Genomic DNA, 20,509 nt, shown 5'->3' with positions numbered 1-20,509 from the left:
CCCGGCGCCGTCCCCCCCCATCATCGATCCAGGCGCAGCTTCTTCTTCTTCGAGTTGTGAGGCGAGTGGCAGGTGGTGCAGGTGGTCTTCGCGACCGGGTGGGCCTTGGGAGCGCCCCCCTTCTGCTTGAACTCGTCGTGGCAATCGTAGCAGAGCGCGTTGAGCGGCTTGACGAGGCCACCCGGGTTGTTCGCGTTCTCGCGCTCGTGGCAGGTCCCGCACTCCCCGGTCTCGAACGGCGCGTGGGTGCTCACGGCGACCTCGCGCGGCAGCGGCGCCAGCCGTCCCCCGGGTCTCGCGAATGCCAGCGCTGGCAGGAGGAGGGCGGCGGCCAGGGTGAGTCTCTTCGTCATTTCGATCGTTCTCTGTCCGGTGTTCGTGGGGTGTCGGGCACCCACTCACATTGAACGTTACCTCGACGGGTTATTCCTTGACGCCGATCATCTGACCGGACCATTCCCCGCGTCCGATAAATACTTGCCAAATCGGATCGGTCGGGCATGCTGCGAGACGGGCGATAGCGGCCGGAAGCGGCGCCGGGTTCCTGGGACCGGTGCGAGGCGACTGGCGAGAGTGGCGGTGTGGGCGTGGACTGGCGTGTGGCGCGGGGTGGCAACCGCAAGCGGCGAGACGCGGCGGCGGAGTCCGTCTCGTGGAAGCTGCGCCTGCGGCGCGCCGGGATCGGCCTCGCCGCCCTCGGCGCCTGCGCGGCCACCGCCGGCGCCGCCCGGGGCGCCTACCGCTTCCTCACCGCCGGCCAGCCGCTCCGCATCCGCGAGGTCCGCTTCGCCGGCCAGCAGCGCGCCTCCGAGCAGGACCTCGCCGAGGCGGCGACGGTCCGCCGCGGCGACAACCTCCTGCGCGCCGACCTCGGGCAGCTCGAGCGCGCCCTCGCCCGCGTGCCCTGGGTGAAGCGCGCCGAGGCGCACCGCCGCGTCCCCGCCGCCGTCGAGGTCCGGATCGAGGAGCACCAGCCGGCCGCGCTCATCGAGCTCTCCGGGCTCTACCTCGTCTCGAGCGAGGGCGACGTCTTCAAGCGCGCCGCGCCGGGCGACGGGCTCGACCTGCCCATCGTGACCGGCATCGCGCGCGAGGACTTCGTGCAGCGGCCGGCCGAGGTGCGCCCGCAGCTCCAGGGCGCGCTGGCGCTGGCCCGGACCTACGCCGCCGCCGGCCTGGCCGAGGGCGCGCCCATCTCGGAGATCCACCTCGAGGCCGACCAGGGCGTCACGCTCTACGTCGGCGCCGAGGGCACGGAGGTCCGCCTCGGCACGGGCGACCTCCCGCAGAAGCTGTCGCGCCTGCAGAAGGTGCTCGGGGCGCTCGCCGCCACGGGCAGCAAGCCGCAGGTGCTGCACCTCGACAACCGGGCCCACCCGTCGTGGGTGACCATCCGGCTCGCAGGGGCGAAGGAAGCGTTGAGCAAAACGGGTCCGAGAGGGCCCTAGGGACGTGCGCGCGACTGCGCGGCCCGTCCACAGGAGGTGTTACATGGCGAGGAAGGGAGAGATCCTGGTCGGTCTCGACATCGGCACGACCAAGATCTGCGCCATCGTCGGCGAGGTCACCGACGAGGGCATCGACATCATCGGCATCGGCTCGCACCCGTCGAAGGGGCTGCGCAAGGGGGTGGTGGTCAACATCGACGCCACCGTCGCCTCGATCAAGCGCGCGATCGAGGAGGCCGAGCACATGGGCGGCTGCGAGATCAGCACCGTCTACACGGGCATCGCGGGCGGCCACATCAAGGCCTTCCCCTCCCACGGGGTGGTGGCCATCAAGGACAAGGAGGTCCGGCAGGCCGACGTCGATCGCGTCATCGACCAGGCCAAGGCCGTCGCCATCCCGCTCGACCGCGAGGTGATCCACGTCCTCCCGCAGGAGTTCGTGGTGGACGACCAGGACGGCATCAAGGAGCCGGTGGGCATGAGCGGCGTGCGCCTCGAGGCCAAGGCGCTCATCGTCACCGGCGCGGTCTCCTCGGCGCAGAACATCATCAAGTGCGCCCAGCGCACCGGCCTCAACGTCTCCGACATCGTGCTCCAGCCGCTCGCCTCGTCGCTGGCGGTGCTCTCGGAGGACGAGAAGGAGCTCGGGGTCTGCCTGGTGGACATCGGCGGCGGGACCACCGACATCGCCATCTTCGCGAACGGCGCCATCGCCCACACCGCGGTGCTCTCGCTCGGCGGCAACCACCTCACCAACGACATCGCGGTCGGCCTGCGCACGCCCAGCCACGAGGCGGAGCGCATCAAGAAGGCCAAGGGCTGCGCGGTCGCCAAGATGGTGGACCCGGCCGAGACCATCGAGGTGCCGAGCGTCGGCGGCGGCAACCCGCGCGTCCTCTCGCGCCAGATCCTGGCCGAGATCATCGAGCCCCGCGTGGAGGAGATCTTCATGCTGGTCCAGCACGAGATCCAGAAGTGCGGGCTCGAGGAGACCATGGCCTCCGGGGTGGTGATCACCGGCGGCTCCACGCTGCTCGACGGGATGCAGGAGATGGCCGAGGAGGTGCTCGGGATGCCGGTGCGCCGCGGGATGCCGCGGGGCATCGGCGGGCTCGTGGACGTGGTGAAGAGCCCGCAGTTCGCGACCGCGGTGGGGCTCGTGCTGTACGGGAAGGAGCAGCAGGAGGGGAGCCCGTACTTCAAGATTCGCGAGGAGAACGTCTACCGCAAGGTGAAGAGCCGGATGAAGGACTGGCTCGGAGAGATCTTCTAGGGGTTCGGGAAAAGGGACAGGGTGACGGGAATGGAAGACTTCAAGCGGACGGACGTGGAAGGGGCTCGGATCAAGGTCATCGGCGTGGGGGGTGGCGGCGGGAACGCCATCAACACCATGGTCGCCGGCGGCATGGACGGCGTGGAGTTCATCGCCGCCAACACCGACGTGCAGGCGCTGGCGGCGAACCGGGCGCAGGTGAAGCTCCAGATCGGGCGCAGCGGGTCGCGCGGCCTCGGCGCCGGCGCGAACCCCGAGCGCGGCCGCGACGCCGCCGAGGAGGCCCGCGGCGAGATCGCCGAGGCGCTCGCCGGCGCCGACATGGTGTTCGTGACCGCCGGCATGGGCGGCGGCACCGGCACCGGCGCCGCCCCGGTGGTGGCGCAGGTGGCGAAGGAGTCGGGCGCCCTCACGGTGGGCGTGGTGACGAAGCCCTTCCTCTTCGAGGGGAACAAGCGGCGCAAGCAGGCCGAGGCGGGCATCGAGGCGCTGAAGCAGGCGGTGGACACGCTCATCCTCATCCCCAACCAGCGGCTGCTCTCGGTCTGCGACCAGACCATGGCGCTCGCCGACGCCTTCAAGCGCGCCGACGAGGTGCTGCTCAACGCGGTGCAGGGCATCAGCGACCTCATCACCGTGCACGGCCTCGTGAACGTGGACTTCGCCGACGTGCGGACCATCATGAGCCAGCAGGGCATGGCGCTCATGGGCACCGGCCGCGCCCGCGGCGAGCACCGGGCCATGGAGGCGATGCAGGCCGCCATCTCGTCGCCGCTCCTCGAGGACATCACCGTGGACGGCGCCACCGGCCTCCTCGTCAACATCACCGGCGGCGCGTCGCTCGGCCTCCACGAGATGAACGAGGCGGTGAGCCTGGTCCAGTCCGCCGCCGACCCCGACGCCAACATCATCTTCGGCGCGGTGGTGGACGAGCGGCTCGGCGACGAGGTGAAGATCACCGTCATCGCCACCGGCTTCGCGCAGAAGGAGGCGCCGCGCGCCGAGCGCTGGCACCTCGCCGAGCGGACCCTCCCGGTGCAGAAGGCCCGGGTGCAGCCGCTCCCGCTCCGGCTCACCGAGGAGGTGAAGCCGGCCGCGCTGCAGCCCGCCCCGGCCCCCGAGCCGGTGCTGGTGCGCGAGGTGGTGCGCGAGGCGGTCCCGGTCGGCGCCGGCCGCGCCCAGCCGCGCCCCGCCGCCGCCCCGCGCGCCCCCGCCCGCGAGGCGGCCCCGGCCGCGAGCGACGACCAGTGGGACATCCCGGCGTTCCTGCGCCGCGGCGGGCAGGGCGTCGCCGAGTAGCGCGGCCTCGCGGCCCGGCAGCATCCCGAGGGCGGTCGCGGCGACGCGGCCGCCCTCCTCGTCTCTCGGCCGCCCTCGGCGTCAGTGCACCGGCGCGGAGGGCGCCCGCGCCGCCGGGCTCCGCCAGGTGAACTGCAGCCCGGCCGGAGAGGGCTGGAAGCCGGCGGCCACGAGCCAGGCCGCGAGCGGGTGCTCCCCCGCGGGCCGGCCGTCGATCTCGGCGAGGAGCGTGGCCTCGCGGCGGGCCAGCGCCGCCCGCGCCGCCGCCGCCAGCGTGGACGCCACCGCGGCGCCCACCCGCGAGCGGTCGGGCTCGAGCTCGGGCAGGAAGGCGAGGAGCTGCCGGCCGCCGCGCGCCACCCAGGCGGCGAGCGCCCCGTCCACCAGCACCACCCTCGCCCCGGCCGCCCGCGCCGGCCGGCGGCCCGACGCGCTCTCCGGCCAGGCGAGGAGCCCGCCCCACGGGCTCGCCGGGTCGGCGGCGGAGAGCGTCACCACCTCCGGCTCCTCCCCCGGCTGCCGGAGCGAGCGGAGCAGGTCGAGCGCGCCCGGCTGCGCGAACTGCATGGCGCCCACCCCGGCGACGAAGTAGCCGCGCCGGATCCGGCCCGCCTCCTCGAGCCGCCGCAGCACCTCGTAGACGGCGCCGAAGCCGCCGGGCAGCCCCTCGAGCTGCGCCACCTCGCGGGTGACGAGGCCGTAGCGGAGGAGGAGCTGCTGGGCCATCCCGGCGCTCCAGGCGGTCGGGCCCGGTCCGGTCGCGCCCGGCCGCCGCGGCTCGATCAGCGTCCAGCGCCCGCCCGCCGCGGGCGGCGCCGCCCGTCGGGAGCGGAAGGGAGCGCGCGCCTCGAGCCGGGCCCGCTCGCGCCGCACCGCCCCCTGCTCCGCGTAGGCGCGCAGCGGCCCGAAGCCGTCGTTGGTCACGAGCCCGCGCCAGACGAGCCCCCAGAGCGCGTCCACCGTCTGCCCCTCGTAGCCGCCGCCCGCCGCCGCGTGCAGCTCCGGGAAGAAGGACGCCCCGCGCAGGGCGAGCGCGGCGAGGATGGCCGCCTCGCGCCCGGCGGGCGGCGCGGCGGCGTCGGCGCGCAGGGGCGGCAGGAGCCGCGGCAGCGCGTCCGCGAGGTAGAGCGCCACCCGGCCGTCGCGCTCGCCGATGGGCTCGACGCCCACCCAGCGCACCTCGCCCGCGGCCGCGAGCGCGTCGAGGTCGCCGCGCCGGTACCCCTCGACGCGCGCCGGCAGGAGCTCGGTCTCGAGGAGCGACGCCGGGAGCGGCGCGCCCTGCAGCTTCTCCACCGCGTCGAGGATCGCGTCCGGGCCGGCGCGCGCGGGGCGCAGCACCCCCTGCCAGGAGAGGAGCGCGCGGGAGAGAGCCGCCGGCTCGGCCGGCTCGATCTCGGCCCGCAGCCGGGAGAGGGAGCGGCGCCGCACCGCCCGCAGCACCTCCGGGTCGCACCACTCGCGCCCGGCCCCGTGCGGCCGGAAGGCGCCCTCGAGCACCCGCCCCTTCGCGGCGAGCCGCTCCAGCGCCGCCTCGGCCACCGCCACGCCGAGGCCGAAGCGGGCCGCGAGCGCGCTCGACGCGAACGGCGCGTGGCGGCGCGCGAAGCGGGCGCAGAGCTCGCCCAGCGCGTCCGGCGCCGGCTCCAGGAACGGCGCCGGCACGAGGGGCGGGAGCGGCGTCCCGAGCGCGTCGCGGTAGCGGGCCGCGTCCTCCACCGCGATGTAGCGCGCCTCGCCCGCCACCCGCACCGGCAGGGCGCGCCCCTCGCGCACCAGCCGCTCCACCTCGGCCGCCACCGCGGGGCTGGCGCAGCGCCGCTCGAGCTCGGCGCGCGAGAGGTCGCCGAGCCGGAGCAGCAGGTCGGCCACCCCGTCGGCGCTCCTCGCCCGCAGCTCCGGCTCGAGGAGCTGCAGCCGCGCCTCCACCTGCGCCAGCGCGGCCTCGTCGAGGAGCTCGCGCAGTTCCGCCTCGCCCAGCAGCTCCCGGAGCTGGGCCTGGTCGATGGCGAGGGCCTGGGCCCGGCGCTCGGCGAGCGGGGCGTCGCCGTCGTAGATGAAGCTCGCCATGAAGCCGAACAGGACCGAGGCGGCGAACGGCGACGGCGCGGCCGGGTCGGCGGTGACGACGCGCACCTGCCGCGACCGCACCTGGCCGAGCAGCTCCGCCAGCGCCGGGAGGTCGAAGAGGTCCTGCAGGCACTCGCGCCAGGTCTCGAGCAGCATGGGGAAGGCCGGGTAGCCGGCGGCCACCGCGAGCAGGTCGCCGGCGCGCTTGCGCTGCTGCCAGAGCGGGGTGCGGCCGCCGGGGCGGCGCCGGGGCAGGAGCAGCGCCCGCGCCGCCACCTCGCGGAAGCGGCCGGCGAAGAGGGCGGTGCCGCCGAGCTCGCGCGAGACGAGGTCCTGCACCTCCTCCGGCTCCGGCAGGAGGAAGGCCGGGTCCGGGGCCGCCTCGAGATCGGGGAGCCGCACCGCGAAGCCGTCGTCGGTCCAGAGCGTCTCCGCCTCCACCCCGAGGATGGAGCGGGCGCGCGCCGACGCCGCCAGGGCCCAGGGCGCGAGCACCCGCCCGCCGAAGGGCGTGAGGACGCACACGCGCCAGTCGCCGAGCTCGTCGCGGAACCGCTCCACCACCACCGTCCGGTCGTCCGGCACCGCGCCCACCGCCGCCGCCTGGTCGTCGAGGAAGCGGAGCAGGTTCTCGGCGGCCCGCGGGTCGAGGGCGTGCTCGCGGCCGAGCCGCTCCAGCGCCGCGGCGCGCGGCAGGGCGCGCAGCTCGCGGGTGAGGCGGCCGATGCGCCGCCCCAGCTCGAGCGGCCGCCCCGCGGCGTCGCCGTGCCAGAAGGGCATCTTCCCCGGCTCGCCGGGCGCGGGCGAGACGAGCACCCGGTCGTGCGTGATCTCCTCGATGCGCCAGGTGGAGGCGCCGAGGACGAAGGTCTCGCCCTCCCGCGACTCGAAGACCATCTCCTCGTCGAGCTCGCCGATCCGGGCCTGCCCCTTCTCTCCGCCGGCCAGGAACACGCCGTAGAGCCCGCGGTCGGGGATGGTGCCGCCGTTCGCGACCGCGATGCGCCGCGCCCCCTCGCGCGCCCGCAGCGCGCCGGCGGCCCGGTCCCAGGTGAGCCGCGGCCGGAGCTCGGAGAACTGCTCCGAGGGGTAGCGGCCCGAGAGCATGTCGAGCACGCCGTCGAAGACGCTCCGGGGGAGCTCGGCGAAGCCGGCGGCGCGGCGGACGGTGGCGAAGAGCGCCTCCACCGGCTGGTCCTCGAACGAGACCATCGCCACGATCTGCTGCGCGAGCACGTCGAGCGGGTTGCGCGGGAACCGGATGGCCTCCACCGCCCCCTCGCGCATCGCCGCCACCACCGCCGCGCAGGCCACGAGGTCGGCCCGGTACTTGGGGAAGACCACCCCGACGCTCGGCGCGTCCACCTGGTGGCCGGCGCGGCCGATCCGCTGCAGCCCGCTCGCCACCGACGGCGGCGCCTCGATCTGGACCACCAGGTCCACCGACCCCATGTCGATGCCGAGCTCGAGCGAGGAGGTGGCGACGAGCCCGCGCACCCGCCCCGCCTTGAGCTCGCTCTCGATCTGGACCCGCTGCGGCCGCGCGATCGAGCCGTGGTGGGCGTGGACCAGGACCTCGCCGGCGAGCTCGTTCAGGGCCGCGGCGAGCCGCTCGGCCACGCGCCGGCTGTTCACGAAGACGAGCGTGGTCCGGTGGGCGCGCACGAGCGCGAGCAGCCGCGGGTGGATGGCGGTCCAGATCGAGGCCCGCGCCGGCCCGGCCGCGGCCGAGCCGCCGGGGAGGTCGAGCGGCGCGCCGAGCCGCGCCATGTCCTCGACCGGCACCTCGACCGTGAGCTCGAGCGGCTTGCGCGACCCGGCGTCCACCACCGTGACCGGCCGCCAGCGCGGCGGGGCGCCCCCCTCCCCCGGCGCCTCGGCCCCGCCGAGGAAGCGGGCCACCTCCTCGAGCGGCCGCTGCGTCGCCGAGAGCCCCACCCGCTGCAGCCGCCGGCCGCAGAGCGCCTCGAGCCGCTCGAGCGAGAGGGCGAGGTGGGCGCCGCGCTTGCCCGGCACGAGCGCGTGGATCTCGTCCACGATGACGAGCTCCACCGTCCGGAGCGCCTCGCGGGCCTGCGAGGTGAGCAGGAGGTAGAGCGACTCCGGCGTGGTGATGAGGACGTCGGAGGGGGCGCGCCGGAACCTGGCCCGCTCCCGGGCCGGCGTGTCCCCGGTGCGGACCCCGACCTCGGGGATCCGGTGCGGATCGCCGCGCGCGGCCGCCACCCGGGCGATGCCGGCCAGCGGGGCGCGCAGGTTCCGCTCCACGTCCACGGCCAGCGCCTTGAGCGGCGACACGTAGAGCACCTTGAGCCGCTCGCGCTTCGGCGGCTCGGGGGAGAACATCAGCCGGTCGAGGCAGGAGAGGAAGGCCGCGAGGGTCTTGCCGCTGCCGGTCGGCGCGAGGAGCAGCGTGCTCTCGCCGCGGCGGATGGGGGGCCAGGAGAGGGACTGCGCCCGCGTCGGCGCGGGGAACGAGCGCGCGAACCACTCCGCGACGGCGGGGTGGAAGAGCGATGGGGCGTCGCCCGAGGCCATCCCGGAGGTCTAAGCGGGGCGCGGCGCCGGCGCCGGGGGGCCGGAGCGGGGCAGCTCGACGGTGAAGGTGGCGCCCTCGCCGGGCTCGCTCTCCACGGCGATGGTGCCGCCGTGCGCCTCCACCGTCTGGCGCACGATCCAGAGCCCCAGCCCGAAGCCGCCGAAGGAGCTCCCGGAGACCGCCCGCTCGAAGCGCTCGAAGATGCGCTGCTGGTCGGCGGGGGCGATGCCGATGCCGCGGTCGCGCACGGTGAGGCGGGCCCGGTCCGCCACCTCCTCCAGGATCACCTCGACCGGCTGCCCCGGCCCGTACTTGACCGCGTTGCCGATGAGGTTCGTGACCACGTGGTCGAGCCGGAGCGGGTCCCAGCGGCCGACGAGCGCCGGGGGCGCGATCACCACGAGCTGGCACCCCGACCGCTGCGCCTCGTCGGCGAAGCGCTCGGCCACGTCCTGCACCACCTGCGCGAGGTCGGCGTCCTGCGGCTCGAGGGAGAGCCCGCCGGCGGCGATGCGCGAGATGTCGAGCAGCGTCTCCACCAGCCGCGCCATTCGGTCGGTGCTGCGCCGGATGGCCTCGGTGCGGGCCTGCAGGACCTCGGGCGCGAGGCCGCTCGCGTTGCGCGCCAGCGCGTGGGCCTGGAGCCGGAGCGCCGTGAGCGGCGTCTTGAGCTCGTGCGAGGCGAGGGAGATGAACTCGTTGCGCGCCTGCACCGCCTCCTGCGCCTGCGCCAGCAGCTGCGCGTTCTCCGCCGCGAGCTCCGCCTGCCGCCGCCCGGCCTCCTCGGCGGCGGCCCGCCCGCGGACCTGCGCGCGCACCACCCCGAACCCGAGCAGCGAGAAGGCGAGGCCGGCCATCGCCACCGCCGCCGGGAGCCGCTGGGTGGAGCGGGGCCCCACCCCGCCGGGCGCCGCGAAGAGGACGGTCCAGATCCGCCCGGCCACCTCGAGGCGGGTGACGCGCGTCATCCCGCCGGCGCCCTCCGCGATGGGTCTCGGGTCCTGGTCGAAGAGCACCGCCCCGGGCTCCACCCGCTCGCCGTCGTAGACCTCGAGGTCGAGCCGGGGCGCGCCGCCCGCCCCGAGGATGGCCCGCAGGAGGTCGTCGGCCCGGAACGGCGCGTACACCCAGCCGACGAGCCGCTCCCGCCGCTCGGCGACGGTCCTGGGCTGGCCGCGGTAGACCGGCAGGTAGACCAGGACCCCCGGCTGGCGCTCCGTCCCCGCCTCCTGCACCAGCACGACCTTCCCCGTGGCCGAGGGCAGGCCGGTGTCGCGGGCCCGCTCCATCGCCGCCCGCCGCCGCGCCTCCGAGAACATGTCGTAGCCGATGGCGCGCTGGTTGCGCCAGTCGAGCGGCTCGAGCCAGACCACGCTCGTGTAGACCGGCCGCGGGTCGGTCGGCCAGACGCGGTAGCCGGCGCGGCCGACGGCGCGCTCCCGCGCGACGTGCGCCGCCAGCTCGTCGGGCCGGAGCAGCTTCGAGAACCCGACGCCCTGGATGCCGGGGTAGTGGCTCTCGAGCTCGAGGCTGCGCACCAGCGCCGCCCCCTCCGCCGGGGTCGGCTCGTGCCCCTCGGCGAACAGGCCGCGGGTGCCGCGCAGGAGGGCGAGGTAGGCCTCGAGCCGGGCGCGGACGTCGCCCTCCAGCACCGCCGCCAGCTCGGAGAACCGGGCGCGCTGCTCGGCCTCGATCGAGGCGGTCACGACGCGCACCGCGACGCCGGTGGCGAGCAGGCCGGCGAGCAGCACCGCCCACGCCGCGGACTCGCGCAGGTTGGGGCGTGGCGGGAGCGTCGGGTCGGCGCGCATGGCGGGCCGCATCAAGACAGGTTCACCGCTCGCGCGCGAGCACCCCGTCGGAGCGCGCGGTCAGCTCGGCGGTGCGCGCGAGCAGCACCTGCACCTGCCGGTACAGGAGCGCCCCCTCGCCGCCCTCCTCCGGCCGCTCTCCCAGCTCGCCGAGGCGGGCCAGGAGCTCGCGGACCTTGATGAGGTGCTGCTGGGCGAGGAGCAGGTCGCGGCCGAGCCGCGCCCCGTGGCGCGTGTAGATGAGCCCCGACTGGAAGAGGCCGCCGAGCGCCTTCCGGTTCACCTCGACCACCTCGCGCAGCCGCGCGTGGCAGTCGCGCAGGCGGCGATCGTCGCGGGCCCGTTCGAGCTCGACGACCGGGCCGGCGTAGCGGCGTGCGCGGGTGCGCTGCGAGGGCGTGTCCACCGCAGCGAATGGTAGGGCCGCTCCCGCGCGCGGGTCAATCGGCGCGCGAGGGCCCCGGACCGGCCCGGGGCTTGACTCGCGCTAGGCGATCGCCCTCTCGACGAGCTCGGCCACCCGGGCGAGCGCGCGGTCGAGCCCGGCCGGCTCGGCGCCGCCGGCCTGGGCGAGGTCGGGCTTGCCGCCGCCGGAGCCGCCCACGAGCTTCGCCGCGTCCTTCACGAGGTCGCCCGCCTTCACCGTGCCGACGAGGTCCTTGGTGACCGCCACCAGCAGGATCGCCTTGCCGTCCTGCTCGGCGCCGAGCGCCACCACGCCGCGGCCGAGCTTGCTGCGCAGCTGATCGGCGAGCTCGCGCAGGGCCTTGCCGTCGCCCTCGACGCGGGCGGTGAGGAGCTTCACGCCCTTGAGCTCGCGGGCCTGGCCGGCGAGGTCCCCGCTCTTCGCGGCCGCCACCTTGGACTGGGCCTCCTCGAGCGCGCGCTCCAGCTCCTTGGCGCGCTTCTGCGACTGCTCGAGCTTGGCCGAGACCTCGAAGAGGCCCGCCTTGAGGAGCGCCGCGGCGCGGCCGAGCTCCTCCTCCTCCCGCTGCGCGAGCTCCACCGCCTTCGGGCCGGTCACGGCCACGATGCGGCGGACGCCCGCGGCGATGCTCTCCTCGCTCGCGATCTTGAAGAAGGCGATGTCGCCGGTGCGGCGCACGTGGGTGCCGCCGCAGAACTCCTTCGAGGGGCCGATCCGGACCACGCGCACCACGTCGCCGTACTTCTCGCCGAAGATCATCATGGCGCCCGACTGGCGCGCCTCCTCGAGCTTCAGGACGGAGGTGTCGGAGGCCTCGTTGGCCCGCACCAGCTCGTTCACGCGCCGCTCCACCCGGTGGAGCTGCTCCTGCCCGAGCGGCTGGAAGTGCGAGAAGTCGAAGCGCAGGTAGTCGGGGTGGACCACCGAGCCGGCCTGCTTCACGTGCTCGCCGAGCGCCTCGCGGAGCGCGAAGTGGAGCAGGTGGGTGGCGGAGTGGTTGGCGCGCACCAGGTCGCGGCGCGCCTCGTCCACCGAGAGCTCGACGAGGTCGCCGACGGCGATCGCCCCCTCGGTCACCTCGCCGCGGTGGACGGTGAAGCCGGGCACGGGGCGCTGGCAGTCGGTCACCGACACCGCGCCCGCCGGGCCGGCGATGGCGCCCTGGTCCCCCACCTGGCCGCCCGACTCGCCGTAGAACGGGGTGAGCTCGGTGACGACGTCCACCTTGTCGCCCTTGCCGGCGCGGGCGGCGCGGTGGCCGTTCACCACGAGCGCCTTCACCTCGGCGCGGGTCGCGGTCCGCTCGTAGCCGACGAACCTCGTCTCGCCGAGCTCCTGGGCGATGGCCTTGTAGAGGTCGCCCACCGCCTCCTCGCCGGAGCCCTTCCACTCGGAGCGGGCCCGCTGCTCGGCGAGGTGCTTGTCGAACCCGGGCTCGTCCACGCCGAAGCCGCGCTCGCCGGCGATGACGCGGGTGAGGTCCATCGGGAAGCCGAAGGTGTCGGAGAGGAGGAAGGCCACCTTGCCCGGCACCACCTTCTCGCCCGCCGCCTCGAGCCGGCGCATCTCGTCCTCGAGGATGGCGAGCCCCTTGTCGAGGGTGCGCCGGAAGGACTCCTCCTCGTTCTTCGCCACCTCGAGGATGAAGGCCTGGTTCTCGCGGGTCTCCGGGTAGGCGTCGCCCATCTCGGCGATCACCGCCTCGCAGACGCGGGCCAGGAACGGCTTCTCGAGCCCGAGCCGCTTCCCGTGCCGGATGGCGCGCCGCATGATGCGGCGGAGCACGTAGCCGCGCCCCTCGTTCGAGGGCAGCACGCCGTCGCCCACGAGGAAGGTGGTGGCGCGCGCGTGGTCGGCGATGACGCGCATCGAGACGCCGTCGTCGCTCCCGGCGTCGTACCGCTTGCCCGAGACGCCCTCGATGGCGCGGATGATGGCCTGGAAGAGGTCGGTGTCGTAGTTGGAGCGCTTGCCCTGCACCACCGCGGCCATGCGCTCGAGGCCGGCGCCGGTGTCGATCGACGGGCGCGGCAGCGGCGTGAGCGCGCCGTCCTGGCTGCGCTCGAACTGCATGAACACGAGGTTCCAGATCTCGAGCCAGCGATCGCAGTCGCAGGCCACGCCCTGGCACTCCCGCCCGGCCGCCTCCTCGGCGCAGGGGATGTCGCCGCCCTGGTAGTAGTGGAGCTCGGAGCAGGGGCCGCAGGGGCCGGTCTCGCCCATGGCCCAGAAGTTGTCCTTGGCGCCGAGCTTGTAGATGCGCTCCTCGGGCACGCCCTGGGCCTTCCAGAAGCCGTAGGCCTCCGCGTCCCAGGGGATGGCGCCCTCGCCGGCGAACACGGTGGCGGCGAGCCGGCTCTCGTCGATGGCGAGCCACTGCGGGCTGGTCACGAACTCCCAGGCGAAGGCCACCGCGTCCTGCTTGAAGTAGTCGCCGAAGGAGAAGTTCCCCAGCATCTCGAAGAAGGTGTGGTGGCGCGCGGTGAAGCCCACGTTCTCGAGGTCGTTGTGCTTGCCGCCGGCGCGCACGCACTTCTGCGAGGTGGTGGCGCGCTTGTAGTCGCGCTGCTCGCGGCCGGTGAAGACGTCCTTGAACTGGTTCATCCCGGCGTTGGTGAAGAGCAGCGTCGGATCGTTCTGGGGGACGAGCGAGGAGCTCTTCACGCGGCGGTGCTGGCGCTCCTCGAAGAAGCGGAGGAAGGCCTCGCGGATCTGGGCGGCGGTGGCGTTCTTCATGGCGTTTTCCAGGGGAGGACGGGCTTAGATAACACAGGGCCGGGCGAGCCGCAGCCGCCACACCGGCTGGCCGGTGGCGAGGTACCGCTTCTCGCGGGTGGAGGGGATCTCGGCGGGATCGTGGGGGGCGAAGGCGCCCTCGCCGCACAGGTTCTCGAACCCGACCTCCTCGAGCCGCACGATGGCGTCCCGGGCGTAGCGCTCCACGTCGGTGCGGAAGTCGAGGAGGCCGCCCGGGCGCAGCAGCCGGAGGATCAGCCCGGACATCGCGTCGTCCACCAGCCGGCGCCGGTGGTGGCGCCGCTTCCACCAGGGGTCGGGGAAGTGGACGTGGACCGCGGCGAGGGTGCCGGCGCGGAAGAGGCGCGGGGCGAGCAGCCGGGCGTCGCCCTGGAGCGCGAGGACGTTCGCGTGGCCGCGGACCTCGAGCTTCTGCCGGAGCTCCTCGGCGAACTTCTTCCGCTGCTCGACGGCGACGAGGGCGCGCCCGGGGCGGGCCTTGGCGAAGCCGAGCGCGTACCCGCCGTGCCCCGACCCGATCTCGAGCTCCAGCCCCTGCGCCGCCTCCCCGAACCGGTGATTCCAGTCGGGGAAGTGGTCGAGCGCGAGGGGCGCGTCGTCCTCCAGGTTGAAGATCATGAGCGGCGGTTTTCTAGCATGATAGAACCGCACCATGCGCGCAATCGCCACCCTCACGGCGACGCTCCTCGCCCTGTCCGGCTGCGCGCGCTGCGGCGCTCCGCGCGAGCAGGGCGCGCCCCCCGAGCGCTGGCTCCCGGCGAGCGCGCCCTTCGCGGTGGTCCTGCCGGAGCTGGGGCGCGGCGCCGAGCAGCTCGCCGCCCTGGCCCGCGCCGCCCGCTCCTACCCCGCGGCCGGGTCGCTCATGGAGACGGTGGACGGGCTCCGGTCCCAGCTCGGGTTCGATCCGCTCGACCGGCGCGGGCTCGAGGCGGCCGGCTTCGACCCGGCCCGCGGCGCCGCCCTCGCCGCCGGCCCCGGGCAGCCGCTCGTGCTGGTGATGCCCATCGCCGACGAGCGGCGGTTCGAGGACACCCTGACGCGGCTCGCCCGCGACCGGACCGGCGCCACCGCACGCGGCCGCGCCACCTCCGGCGCGGTCACGGTGGAGGCGCTCCGGAAGGACCCGGGCGGCCCGCCGGTGCTCGCCTTCGCCTACGCCTCGCGCTACGCGCTGCTCGCGACCGGCCCGAGCAGCGAGGACGCCGTCCGCGGCGCGGCCGGGATCGCGCAGGCGGAGTCGCTCGCCGCCTCGGCCCCGTTCGCGGAGGCCCGCGACGCGGCGGGCCGGGATCAGGCCGCGCTCTTCTGGGCGCCGCCCGCCTCGGCGGCGGTGAAGCCGGTGGCGCTCCTGCGCGACGGCCTGCTCGTGGGGGCGCGCGCCAGCGACCGCCTCCTCGCGCTGCGCGCGGTGCTGCCGCTCTCGCCGGAGCGGGCGGTGGTCTGGCGCGAGGTGGCGGGGGTGGACCGGCGCGCCGGCGCGGCCGAGCTCGCCCTGCTCCCGGAGGACGCCCTCCTCGCGGCCCGCTTCGGCGGCGACCCCTCCGCGCTCGGGCGGCGCGTCGGGTACGCCCTGCCGGCGGCGGCGCGCGAGCGGCTCGCGGTGGCCAGGGTGGACCTCTCCTCGCAGCTCTGGGACCAGCTCGCGCCCGGCGCGGCGGTGTCGCTCTCGCTCGCGCCGAGCTTCGACGTGGCGCACCTCTCGGCGCGCGGCTGGGAGTACGTCCTCTCCGACCCCTTCCGGCTCCTGCACCTCACCTTCGCGGCGCGGGTGAAGGAGCCCTCGCGGCTGGAGCCGCTGGTGGCGCGGCTGCCCGAGCTCGCCCGCGCCCTCGGCTTCGGGAGCCCGCCCCCGGCGGCGCCCGCGCGCGCCAAGGGGCGCCCCGCCCGCGGGGCCGCGGCGGCCAAGGCCGTGGCGGCGAAGGCGGCGGCCCCGAGCCCGCCACAGCCCCCGGCCCGCCCGCTCCCGCCCGGCGCGGTCCGCCTCCCCTGGGGCGGCGACGCGCTCACGGTGGCCCTGCGCGGCGACCGGCTCCTCGCCGCCGGCGGGCCCGGCCGCTTCGAGGCCCTCCTCGCCCGCGTCGAGGGCCAGGGCGCCGGCTACGCGGCCCCGAGCCCCGGCGCGCGCGACCTGCTCCGCGACGGCCCGGGCGCGCTGGTGCTCGACCCGGGCAACCTGGTGCGGAGCGCGCGGGCGCTCCCGCCCGAGGCGTACGGCACCGGCCCCGACGGCTTCGTGATGCGGTCGCTCGCCGAGCGGTTCGTCGAGCCGGCGTCCCATTTGAAGTCGATCGCGGTGCGGCTCGAAGTCCGCGAGAAGGCCGCCCTCCTCGACCTCGCCATCGAGGGCGAGCCGCCGCAGGCCGCCGAGCCGGCGTCCTCGCCGGGACCGGGGAAGCCGTGATCCAGCTGCGCGGCATCCGCAAGGCCTTCCAGGACGGCGCGGCCCGGGTGACCGTGCTCGACGGCGTGGACCTCGCGGTCCACCCGGGCGAGATGACGGCGGTGGTCGGCCCCTCGGGCTCGGGCAAGTCCACCCTGCTCTACGTGGCGGGCGCGCTCGACGCCGACTTCGAGGGCGAGGCGCTCGTGGCGGGTGAGAGCCTGCGCGGCCTCTCGGAGGCGCGCCGCGCGCGGCTGCGCAACGAGGCGATCGGGTTCGTCTTCCAGTCCTTCAACCTCCTGCCGGCCATGACCGCGCTCGAGAACGTGCTCTTGCCGGCCTTCTTCGGCCAGGGCGGGCCGCGCCCCGACGCGCCCGCGAGCCCGCGCGAGGCGGCCCGCGAGGCGCTCTCGCGGGTGGGGCTCGCCGAGAAGGCGCACCGGCGCCCCGGGGAGCTCTCCGGCGGCGAGCGGCAGCGGGTGGCGATCGCCCGCGCCCTGTTCGCCCGCCCGCGGGTGCTCCTCGCCGACGAGCCGACGGGCAACCTCGACCTCCGGACCGGGCAGGAGATCATCGAGATCTTCGTCGCGCTGGCCCAGGCCGGGCTGGCGGTGCTGGTGGCGACGCACGAGGAGCGGGTCTCGTCGGCCTGCGGCCGCGTGCTCCGGCTCGACCACGGGAGGCTGCAGACGTGACCCTGGGACGGCTGGTCCGGCTGGCGCGGCTCGACCTGCGCGCCGACGTGCGCGGCGCGCTGCTCGACGGCGCGGCGGCCTGCGCCGGCGCGGCGGCGCTGGTCTTCTTCGTGGCGCTGGGGCTCGGGGTCGGGCGCGCGGCGCAGCGGATGTTCCCGAGCGAGGCGCGCGCGGTGGAGGTGGTGCCGGCCAACGTCTCGCTGGGCGCGGTGCTCGGCGGCGGCAGGCTCGACGACGAGGCGGTGCTCCGGCTGGCGGCGCTCGCGGGGGTGGCGGAGGCCCACCCGAAGCTCAACTGCCGGGTCCCCATCGCGGCCTCGCGCGGGCCCGAGGGCGTGCCCCTCAACTGGCCGCCCGGGTTCGTGGCGCAGCTCCCGGCGGTGGGGGTCGATCCCGGGCTCGTGAAGCGGGACCTCGGCCCGGGGCAGTCGTTCCAGGACCAGGGCGAGGCCGGCCCCATCGACGTGGTGGCGTCGAAGCGGCTCCTCGAGATCTACGACAAGACCATCGCCCCGGCCTGGAACCTGCGGCGGCTGCCGCCCGGGCTCGCGCTCATCGGGCTGCAGCTGCCGGTGCAGGTGGGCTTCTCCATCGTGCCGCTCAAGACCGAGGACCGGGTCTACGACGCGCGCCTCCTGCTCGCGGGGCTCTCCGACCGCGTCCCGGTGTACCAGCTCGCCCTGCCGCTCGAGACGGTGAAGCGGCTCCACCGCGACTACGGCAAGCAGGACCAGGGCTACAGCGCGGTGACCCTCTTCACGCAGCGGCCGGAGGACGTCCCGCCGGTCGCCGCGGCGGTGCGCCACATGGGCTTCGCGGTGGACGAGGGGGAGCGGAGCGTGGCCGAGCGGGTGGGCACGGTGGTGGCGGTGACCACCGGGGCGCTCGCGCTCCTCGCGCTGCTCATGTGCGCGCTCGCGGCGCTGGCCGTGGCCCAGTCGCTCTTCGCCACCGTCCGCGGCCGCGCCCGCGAGCTCGCCATCCTGCGGGCGGTCGGGGCGACGCCGGGCGACCTCGCCGCGCTGGTGATCGCCGAGGCCGGCATCGTCGGCCTCGGCGGCGGCCTCGCCGGGCTCCTCATCGCCTGGGCGGCGTCGCTCGGGGCGGACCACCTGTTCGCGCGGCTGCTCCCCGAGTTCCCCTTCCGGCCCGAGACCTTCTTCGCCTTCCCCTGGTGGCTCGTGCTCCTCGGCCCGGCGGTGGCGCTCCTCTCCGCCATGGGCGGCGCGCTCGCCCCGGCGCGGGCGGCGGCCCGGGCCGAGCCGGCGCGGGCGCTCTCGTAGCCGAATGCCAGTCACTCGACGAGCTTCACTCCGCAAAACGGATCCGGGCGACAGCGGCCCCTCGTACCGCCGCTAGGCCAGAACGGCGCTCGCGTTGCACCCCTGAGCTTCTTCGGGCCCTGACGCGAGCGGAGGGGGCACGCGCGACCGATCCCGTCGAGCTCGGCGGCGGCGCCGCCGCCTCGCCGGACGTGTCCGAACGCACTGGGCAGGGGCGCGCGAAAGGAGGCCGCGCCCGCGAGGAGGGGCCGGCCAGGAGCCGTCCCCGCGGACGGCTCGGGCCAGGAGCTCCGCGCAGCGTGTGCCCCCCGTGCTTACGGCGCGTTGTCACCGATGCACCCAAACCGGACCCCGTCTTCGCTTGACGGGGCTCTGGGCTTTTCCGCCTCGCGACGGTCCCGCGCGCTGGGCATGCCCCTCCCGACGCGCCCCGCGTCCCCGTGAGCGGCGGGCCCGAGCGCTGCGGGGTGCCGGGCCGTTCCCCGCCCCTACGTCCCCGGCGGCCGCGCGGGCCTGGGCGGCACCGGGGTCGTCGGCAGCGCCTGGTTGACCCGCGCCCCGGCCGGCGGCGGCCGCTGGCCGTCCTTGAAGAGGTTCATGGCGAGGGCGATCATCGAGCCCACGTCGGAGAGCGTGGCCGGCAGCACCACGGTGGTGGAGCTGCGGGCGAGGTTGCCGAACTCCTTCACGTACTGCTCGGCGACCCGGAGCTGCACCGCCTCCATCCCGCCCTGCCCCGCGAGCGCCGCGCCGACGCGGGCGATCCCCTCGGCGGTCGCCTTCGCGACCTCGAGGATGGCGAGCGCCTGGCCCTCGGCCTCGTTGATCTGCTGCTGCCGCTTCGCCTCCGACTCCTTGATCACCTGCTGCTTGCGCCCCTCGGCGGAGTTGACGGCGGCGTCGCGCTCGCCCTCCGAGGTGAGGATCACGGCCCGCTTCTCGCGCTCCGCCCGCATCTGCTTCTCCATGGCGGCGAGCACGTCCTTGGGCGGCGTGATGTTCTTGATCTCGTAGCGCAGCACCTTGATGCCCCAGGGGCCGGTCGCCTTGTCGAGCTCGGAGACCACCTGCGTGTTCACGTGGGTGCGCTCCTCGAAGGTGCGGTCGAGGTCGATCTTCCCGATCTCGCTCCGGAGCGCCGTCTGCGCGAGCTGGCTGATGGCGAACAGGTAGTCGGAGATGCCGTAGCTGGCGCGCTGCGGGTCCATCACCTTGAGGTAGAGGATCCCGTCCACCGCCACCTGCACGTTGTCCCGGGTGATGCAGATCTGCTCCGGGATCTCGAAGGACTGCTCCTTCAGCGTGTGCCGGTAGCGGACCGCGTCGAAGAAGGGCATGAGCACGTGGAAGCCGGCCTCGAGCACGCCGGAGAACCGGCCGAGCCGCTCCACCACGTAGGCGCTCTGCTGCGGGACCACCACCGCGGTCTTGGCGACGACGTACACCGCGAACACGGCGAGCAGGACCACCATCAGGAACACGGCGCTCACGATCGCGACCTCCCGGGCCCTACTCGGGCCGAATGAACAGCATGAGCCCCTCGACGCCCACCACCTGGCAGCGCTGGCCGCGCGCCACGGCGACCTCGGCGACGTTGCGGGCGGTCCAGGCGGAGCCGCGCAGCTCGGCCTTGCCGGCGCCGTGCGACGGCAGGTCCTCGAGCGGCACCGCCAGCTCGCCCACGAGCGAGTCCACCGGCGGCCGCCCCGCGAGGCGGGCCTTGAGGCGCCGGCGCAGGAGCGCCAGGGCGGCGAGGGAGAGGGTGCTGAAGAGGACCCACTGGAGCTCCGGCGAGCCGCCGGCGCCGAGCGCGACGAGGCACCCCACCACCAGCGCCCCGAGCCCGAAGAAGAGGGCGAAGAGGCCGCCCGGCGTGGCGAGCTCCGCCGCGAGCAGCCCCAGCCCCAAGAGGATCCAGCCCCACCACGCCATGTCGCTCCCTCCCGGCGGCGAGCGTAGCACGCCCGGGGACGCGGGACGGGCTCGGCGCCTCCTGCGGCGGGGAGCGGCGCGCCGCGCCCCGGACGCGGCGAGGGCCGCGCGGCCCCACCCTCGTGGGAGCCGGCGGCCCTCGGGGTCGCGGGGGCGGCGGTTACTTCAAGCCGTGCACGTACTTCGCGAGCCCGCTGATCTCGGCGTCGGAGAGCTTGCCCTTGTAGGCGGGCATCTTGCCCTTGCCGTCGGCGATCGCCTTGTGGGCGTCGGCCTCGGCCATGCCGGCGATGGGGCTCTTGGCCATCGACCCGCCCTTGCCGTCCTTGCCGTGGCAGGCGGCGCACTTCGAGGCGAAGAGGCTGGCGTCGTCGGCGCGCGCGGCGGCGGCGCCGAGGGCCAGGGAGGCGACGAGGGCTGCTGCGAAGAGGCGCTTCATCGGGTGCTCCTGGAATGGGGTTCGAGCTGCTCACACGCCAGACGGCGCGCGGCCTCAAGCTATTCACCCGCCCGGACGCTGCGACGATGGGACCCGTCGGAGCTGGCGGCGCCCCGGGTGCTCACGCGGCGGCCGCCTGGCCGCTCGGTCCCTCTC

The 20,509-nt window shown here is 75.5% G+C and carries 15 protein-coding genes; 6 read left to right on the top strand and 9 right to left on the bottom strand.

Translation table 11 applies throughout. From position 1 onward, the window contains the following. Positions 1-20: 20 nt before the first annotated feature. Positions 21-353 carry a cytochrome c3 family protein gene (locus AMPC_RS17420; RefSeq protein WP_248342719.1) on the bottom strand — a complete coding sequence of 111 codons (333 nt, stop codon included), beginning with the start codon at positions 351-353 and terminating at the stop codon, positions 21-23. A gap of 234 nt (positions 354-587) precedes the next feature. On the opposite strand from AMPC_RS17420, the gene AMPC_RS17415 reads away from it, so the two are divergent. Genes AMPC_RS17415 through ftsZ form a run of 3 tightly spaced genes read left to right on the top strand, consistent with a single transcriptional unit; the run spans position 588 to position 4,020 of the window. Then, positions 588-1,448: a cell division protein FtsQ/DivIB gene (locus AMPC_RS17415; protein WP_248342718.1), complete on the top strand. Its 861-nt coding sequence runs from the start codon at positions 588-590 to the stop codon at positions 1,446-1,448. A gap of 43 nt (positions 1,449-1,491) precedes the next feature. Then, on the top strand, positions 1,492-2,721 hold the full coding sequence (ftsA, locus tag AMPC_RS17410; RefSeq protein WP_248342717.1) for a cell division protein FtsA: 1,230 nt from the start codon (positions 1,492-1,494) through the stop codon (positions 2,719-2,721). A gap of 30 nt (positions 2,722-2,751) precedes the next feature. After that, complete coding sequence (gene ftsZ / locus AMPC_RS17405; protein WP_248342716.1) at positions 2,752-4,020, top strand: cell division protein FtsZ; 1,269 nt, start codon at positions 2,752-2,754, stop codon at positions 4,018-4,020. A gap of 81 nt (positions 4,021-4,101) precedes the next feature. On the opposite strand, the gene AMPC_RS17400 is transcribed toward ftsZ, so the two are convergent. From AMPC_RS17400 to AMPC_RS17380, 5 genes are all read right to left on the bottom strand, one after another. After that, positions 4,102-8,628: an Lhr family helicase gene (locus AMPC_RS17400; protein WP_248342715.1), complete on the bottom strand. Its 4,527-nt coding sequence runs from the start codon at positions 8,626-8,628 to the stop codon at positions 4,102-4,104. A gap of 9 nt (positions 8,629-8,637) precedes the next feature. Next, positions 8,638-10,440 carry a CHASE domain-containing protein gene (locus tag AMPC_RS17395; protein WP_248342714.1) on the bottom strand — a complete coding sequence of 601 codons (1,803 nt, stop codon included), beginning with the start codon at positions 10,438-10,440 and terminating at the stop codon, positions 8,638-8,640. 22 nt (positions 10,441-10,462) lie between these two features. Continuing rightward, entirely contained in the window at positions 10,463-10,846 is a 384-nt protein-coding gene (locus AMPC_RS17390; RefSeq protein ID WP_248342712.1) for a hypothetical protein, read from the bottom strand. Between the two features lie 81 nt (positions 10,847-10,927). After that, on the bottom strand, positions 10,928-13,603 hold the full coding sequence (alaS, locus tag AMPC_RS17385) for an alanine--tRNA ligase (RefSeq protein WP_248342711.1): 2,676 nt from the start codon (positions 13,601-13,603) through the stop codon (positions 10,928-10,930). Between the two features lie 24 nt (positions 13,604-13,627). Then, on the bottom strand, positions 13,628-14,242 hold the full coding sequence (locus tag AMPC_RS17380) for a tRNA (guanine-N(7)-)-methyltransferase (RefSeq protein WP_248342709.1): 615 nt from the start codon (positions 14,240-14,242) through the stop codon (positions 13,628-13,630). 34 nt (positions 14,243-14,276) lie between these two features. Here AMPC_RS17380 and AMPC_RS17375 point away from each other — a divergent pair, with 34 nt between their 5' ends. From AMPC_RS17375 to AMPC_RS17365, 3 genes are read left to right on the top strand one after another with little or no spacing between them, the layout of a single operon-like run. Continuing rightward, positions 14,277-16,025: a hypothetical protein gene (locus AMPC_RS17375; protein ID WP_248342708.1), complete on the top strand. Its 1,749-nt coding sequence runs from the start codon at positions 14,277-14,279 to the stop codon at positions 16,023-16,025. Further along, entirely contained in the window at positions 16,022-16,699 is a 678-nt protein-coding gene (locus tag AMPC_RS17370) for an ABC transporter ATP-binding protein (protein ID WP_248342707.1), read from the top strand. The genes AMPC_RS17375 and AMPC_RS17370 overlap by 4 nt, the downstream gene beginning before the upstream one ends. Continuing rightward, positions 16,696-17,982 (top strand): FtsX-like permease family protein, encoded by a 1,287-nt coding sequence (locus AMPC_RS17365; RefSeq protein ID WP_248342706.1) that lies wholly within the window; start codon positions 16,696-16,698, stop codon positions 17,980-17,982. Before AMPC_RS17370 ends, AMPC_RS17365 begins: the two co-directional genes overlap by 4 nt. A 488-nt stretch (positions 17,983-18,470) precedes the next feature. Here the strand turns inward: AMPC_RS17365 and AMPC_RS17360 are convergent, their stop codons facing one another. The 3 genes from AMPC_RS17360 to AMPC_RS17350 form a co-directional block, all read right to left on the bottom strand. Next, complete coding sequence (locus tag AMPC_RS17360) at positions 18,471-19,472, bottom strand: SPFH domain-containing protein (RefSeq protein ID WP_248342704.1); 1,002 nt, start codon at positions 19,470-19,472, stop codon at positions 18,471-18,473. A 19-nt stretch (positions 19,473-19,491) separates the two neighbouring features. Then, positions 19,492-19,914, bottom strand: coding sequence for an NfeD family protein (locus AMPC_RS17355; protein WP_248342702.1), 423 nt, complete (start codon positions 19,912-19,914; stop codon positions 19,492-19,494). A 160-nt stretch (positions 19,915-20,074) separates the two neighbouring features. Next, on the bottom strand, positions 20,075-20,353 hold the full coding sequence (locus AMPC_RS17350; RefSeq protein ID WP_248342700.1) for a c-type cytochrome: 279 nt from the start codon (positions 20,351-20,353) through the stop codon (positions 20,075-20,077). Positions 20,354-20,509 lie beyond the last annotated feature (156 nt).

The sequence above is a fragment of the Anaeromyxobacter paludicola genome (genome assembly GCF_023169965.1).
In the GTDB taxonomy this organism is placed as follows: domain Bacteria; phylum Myxococcota; class Myxococcia; order Myxococcales; family Anaeromyxobacteraceae; genus Anaeromyxobacter_B; species Anaeromyxobacter_B paludicola.
This window is presented reverse-complemented; position numbering and strand designations above follow the sequence as displayed.

Excerpts from the sequence above, each read along its gene's own strand:
- AMPC_RS17420 (WP_248342719.1), bottom strand. The coding sequence starts at position 353 with ATGACGAAGAGACTCACCCTGGCCGCCGCCCTCCTCCTGCCAGCGCTG.
- ftsA (WP_248342717.1), top strand. The coding sequence starts at position 1,492 with ATGGCGAGGAAGGGAGAGATCCTGGTCGGTCTCGACATCGGCACGACC.
- ftsZ (WP_248342716.1), top strand. The coding sequence starts at position 2,752 with ATGGAAGACTTCAAGCGGACGGACGTGGAAGGGGCTCGGATCAAGGTC.
- AMPC_RS17400 (WP_248342715.1), bottom strand. The coding sequence starts at position 8,628 with ATGGCCTCGGGCGACGCCCCATCGCTCTTCCACCCCGCCGTCGCGGAG.
- AMPC_RS17395 (WP_248342714.1), bottom strand. The coding sequence starts at position 10,440 with ATGCGCGCCGACCCGACGCTCCCGCCACGCCCCAACCTGCGCGAGTCC.
- alaS (WP_248342711.1), bottom strand. The coding sequence starts at position 13,603 with ATGAAGAACGCCACCGCCGCCCAGATCCGCGAGGCCTTCCTCCGCTTC.
- AMPC_RS17380 (WP_248342709.1), bottom strand. The coding sequence starts at position 14,242 with ATGATCTTCAACCTGGAGGACGACGCGCCCCTCGCGCTCGACCACTTC.
- AMPC_RS17375 (WP_248342708.1), top strand. The coding sequence starts at position 14,277 with ATGCGCGCAATCGCCACCCTCACGGCGACGCTCCTCGCCCTGTCCGGC.
- AMPC_RS17355 (WP_248342702.1), bottom strand. The coding sequence starts at position 19,914 with ATGGCGTGGTGGGGCTGGATCCTCTTGGGGCTGGGGCTGCTCGCGGCG.
- AMPC_RS17350 (WP_248342700.1), bottom strand. The coding sequence starts at position 20,353 with ATGAAGCGCCTCTTCGCAGCAGCCCTCGTCGCCTCCCTGGCCCTCGGC.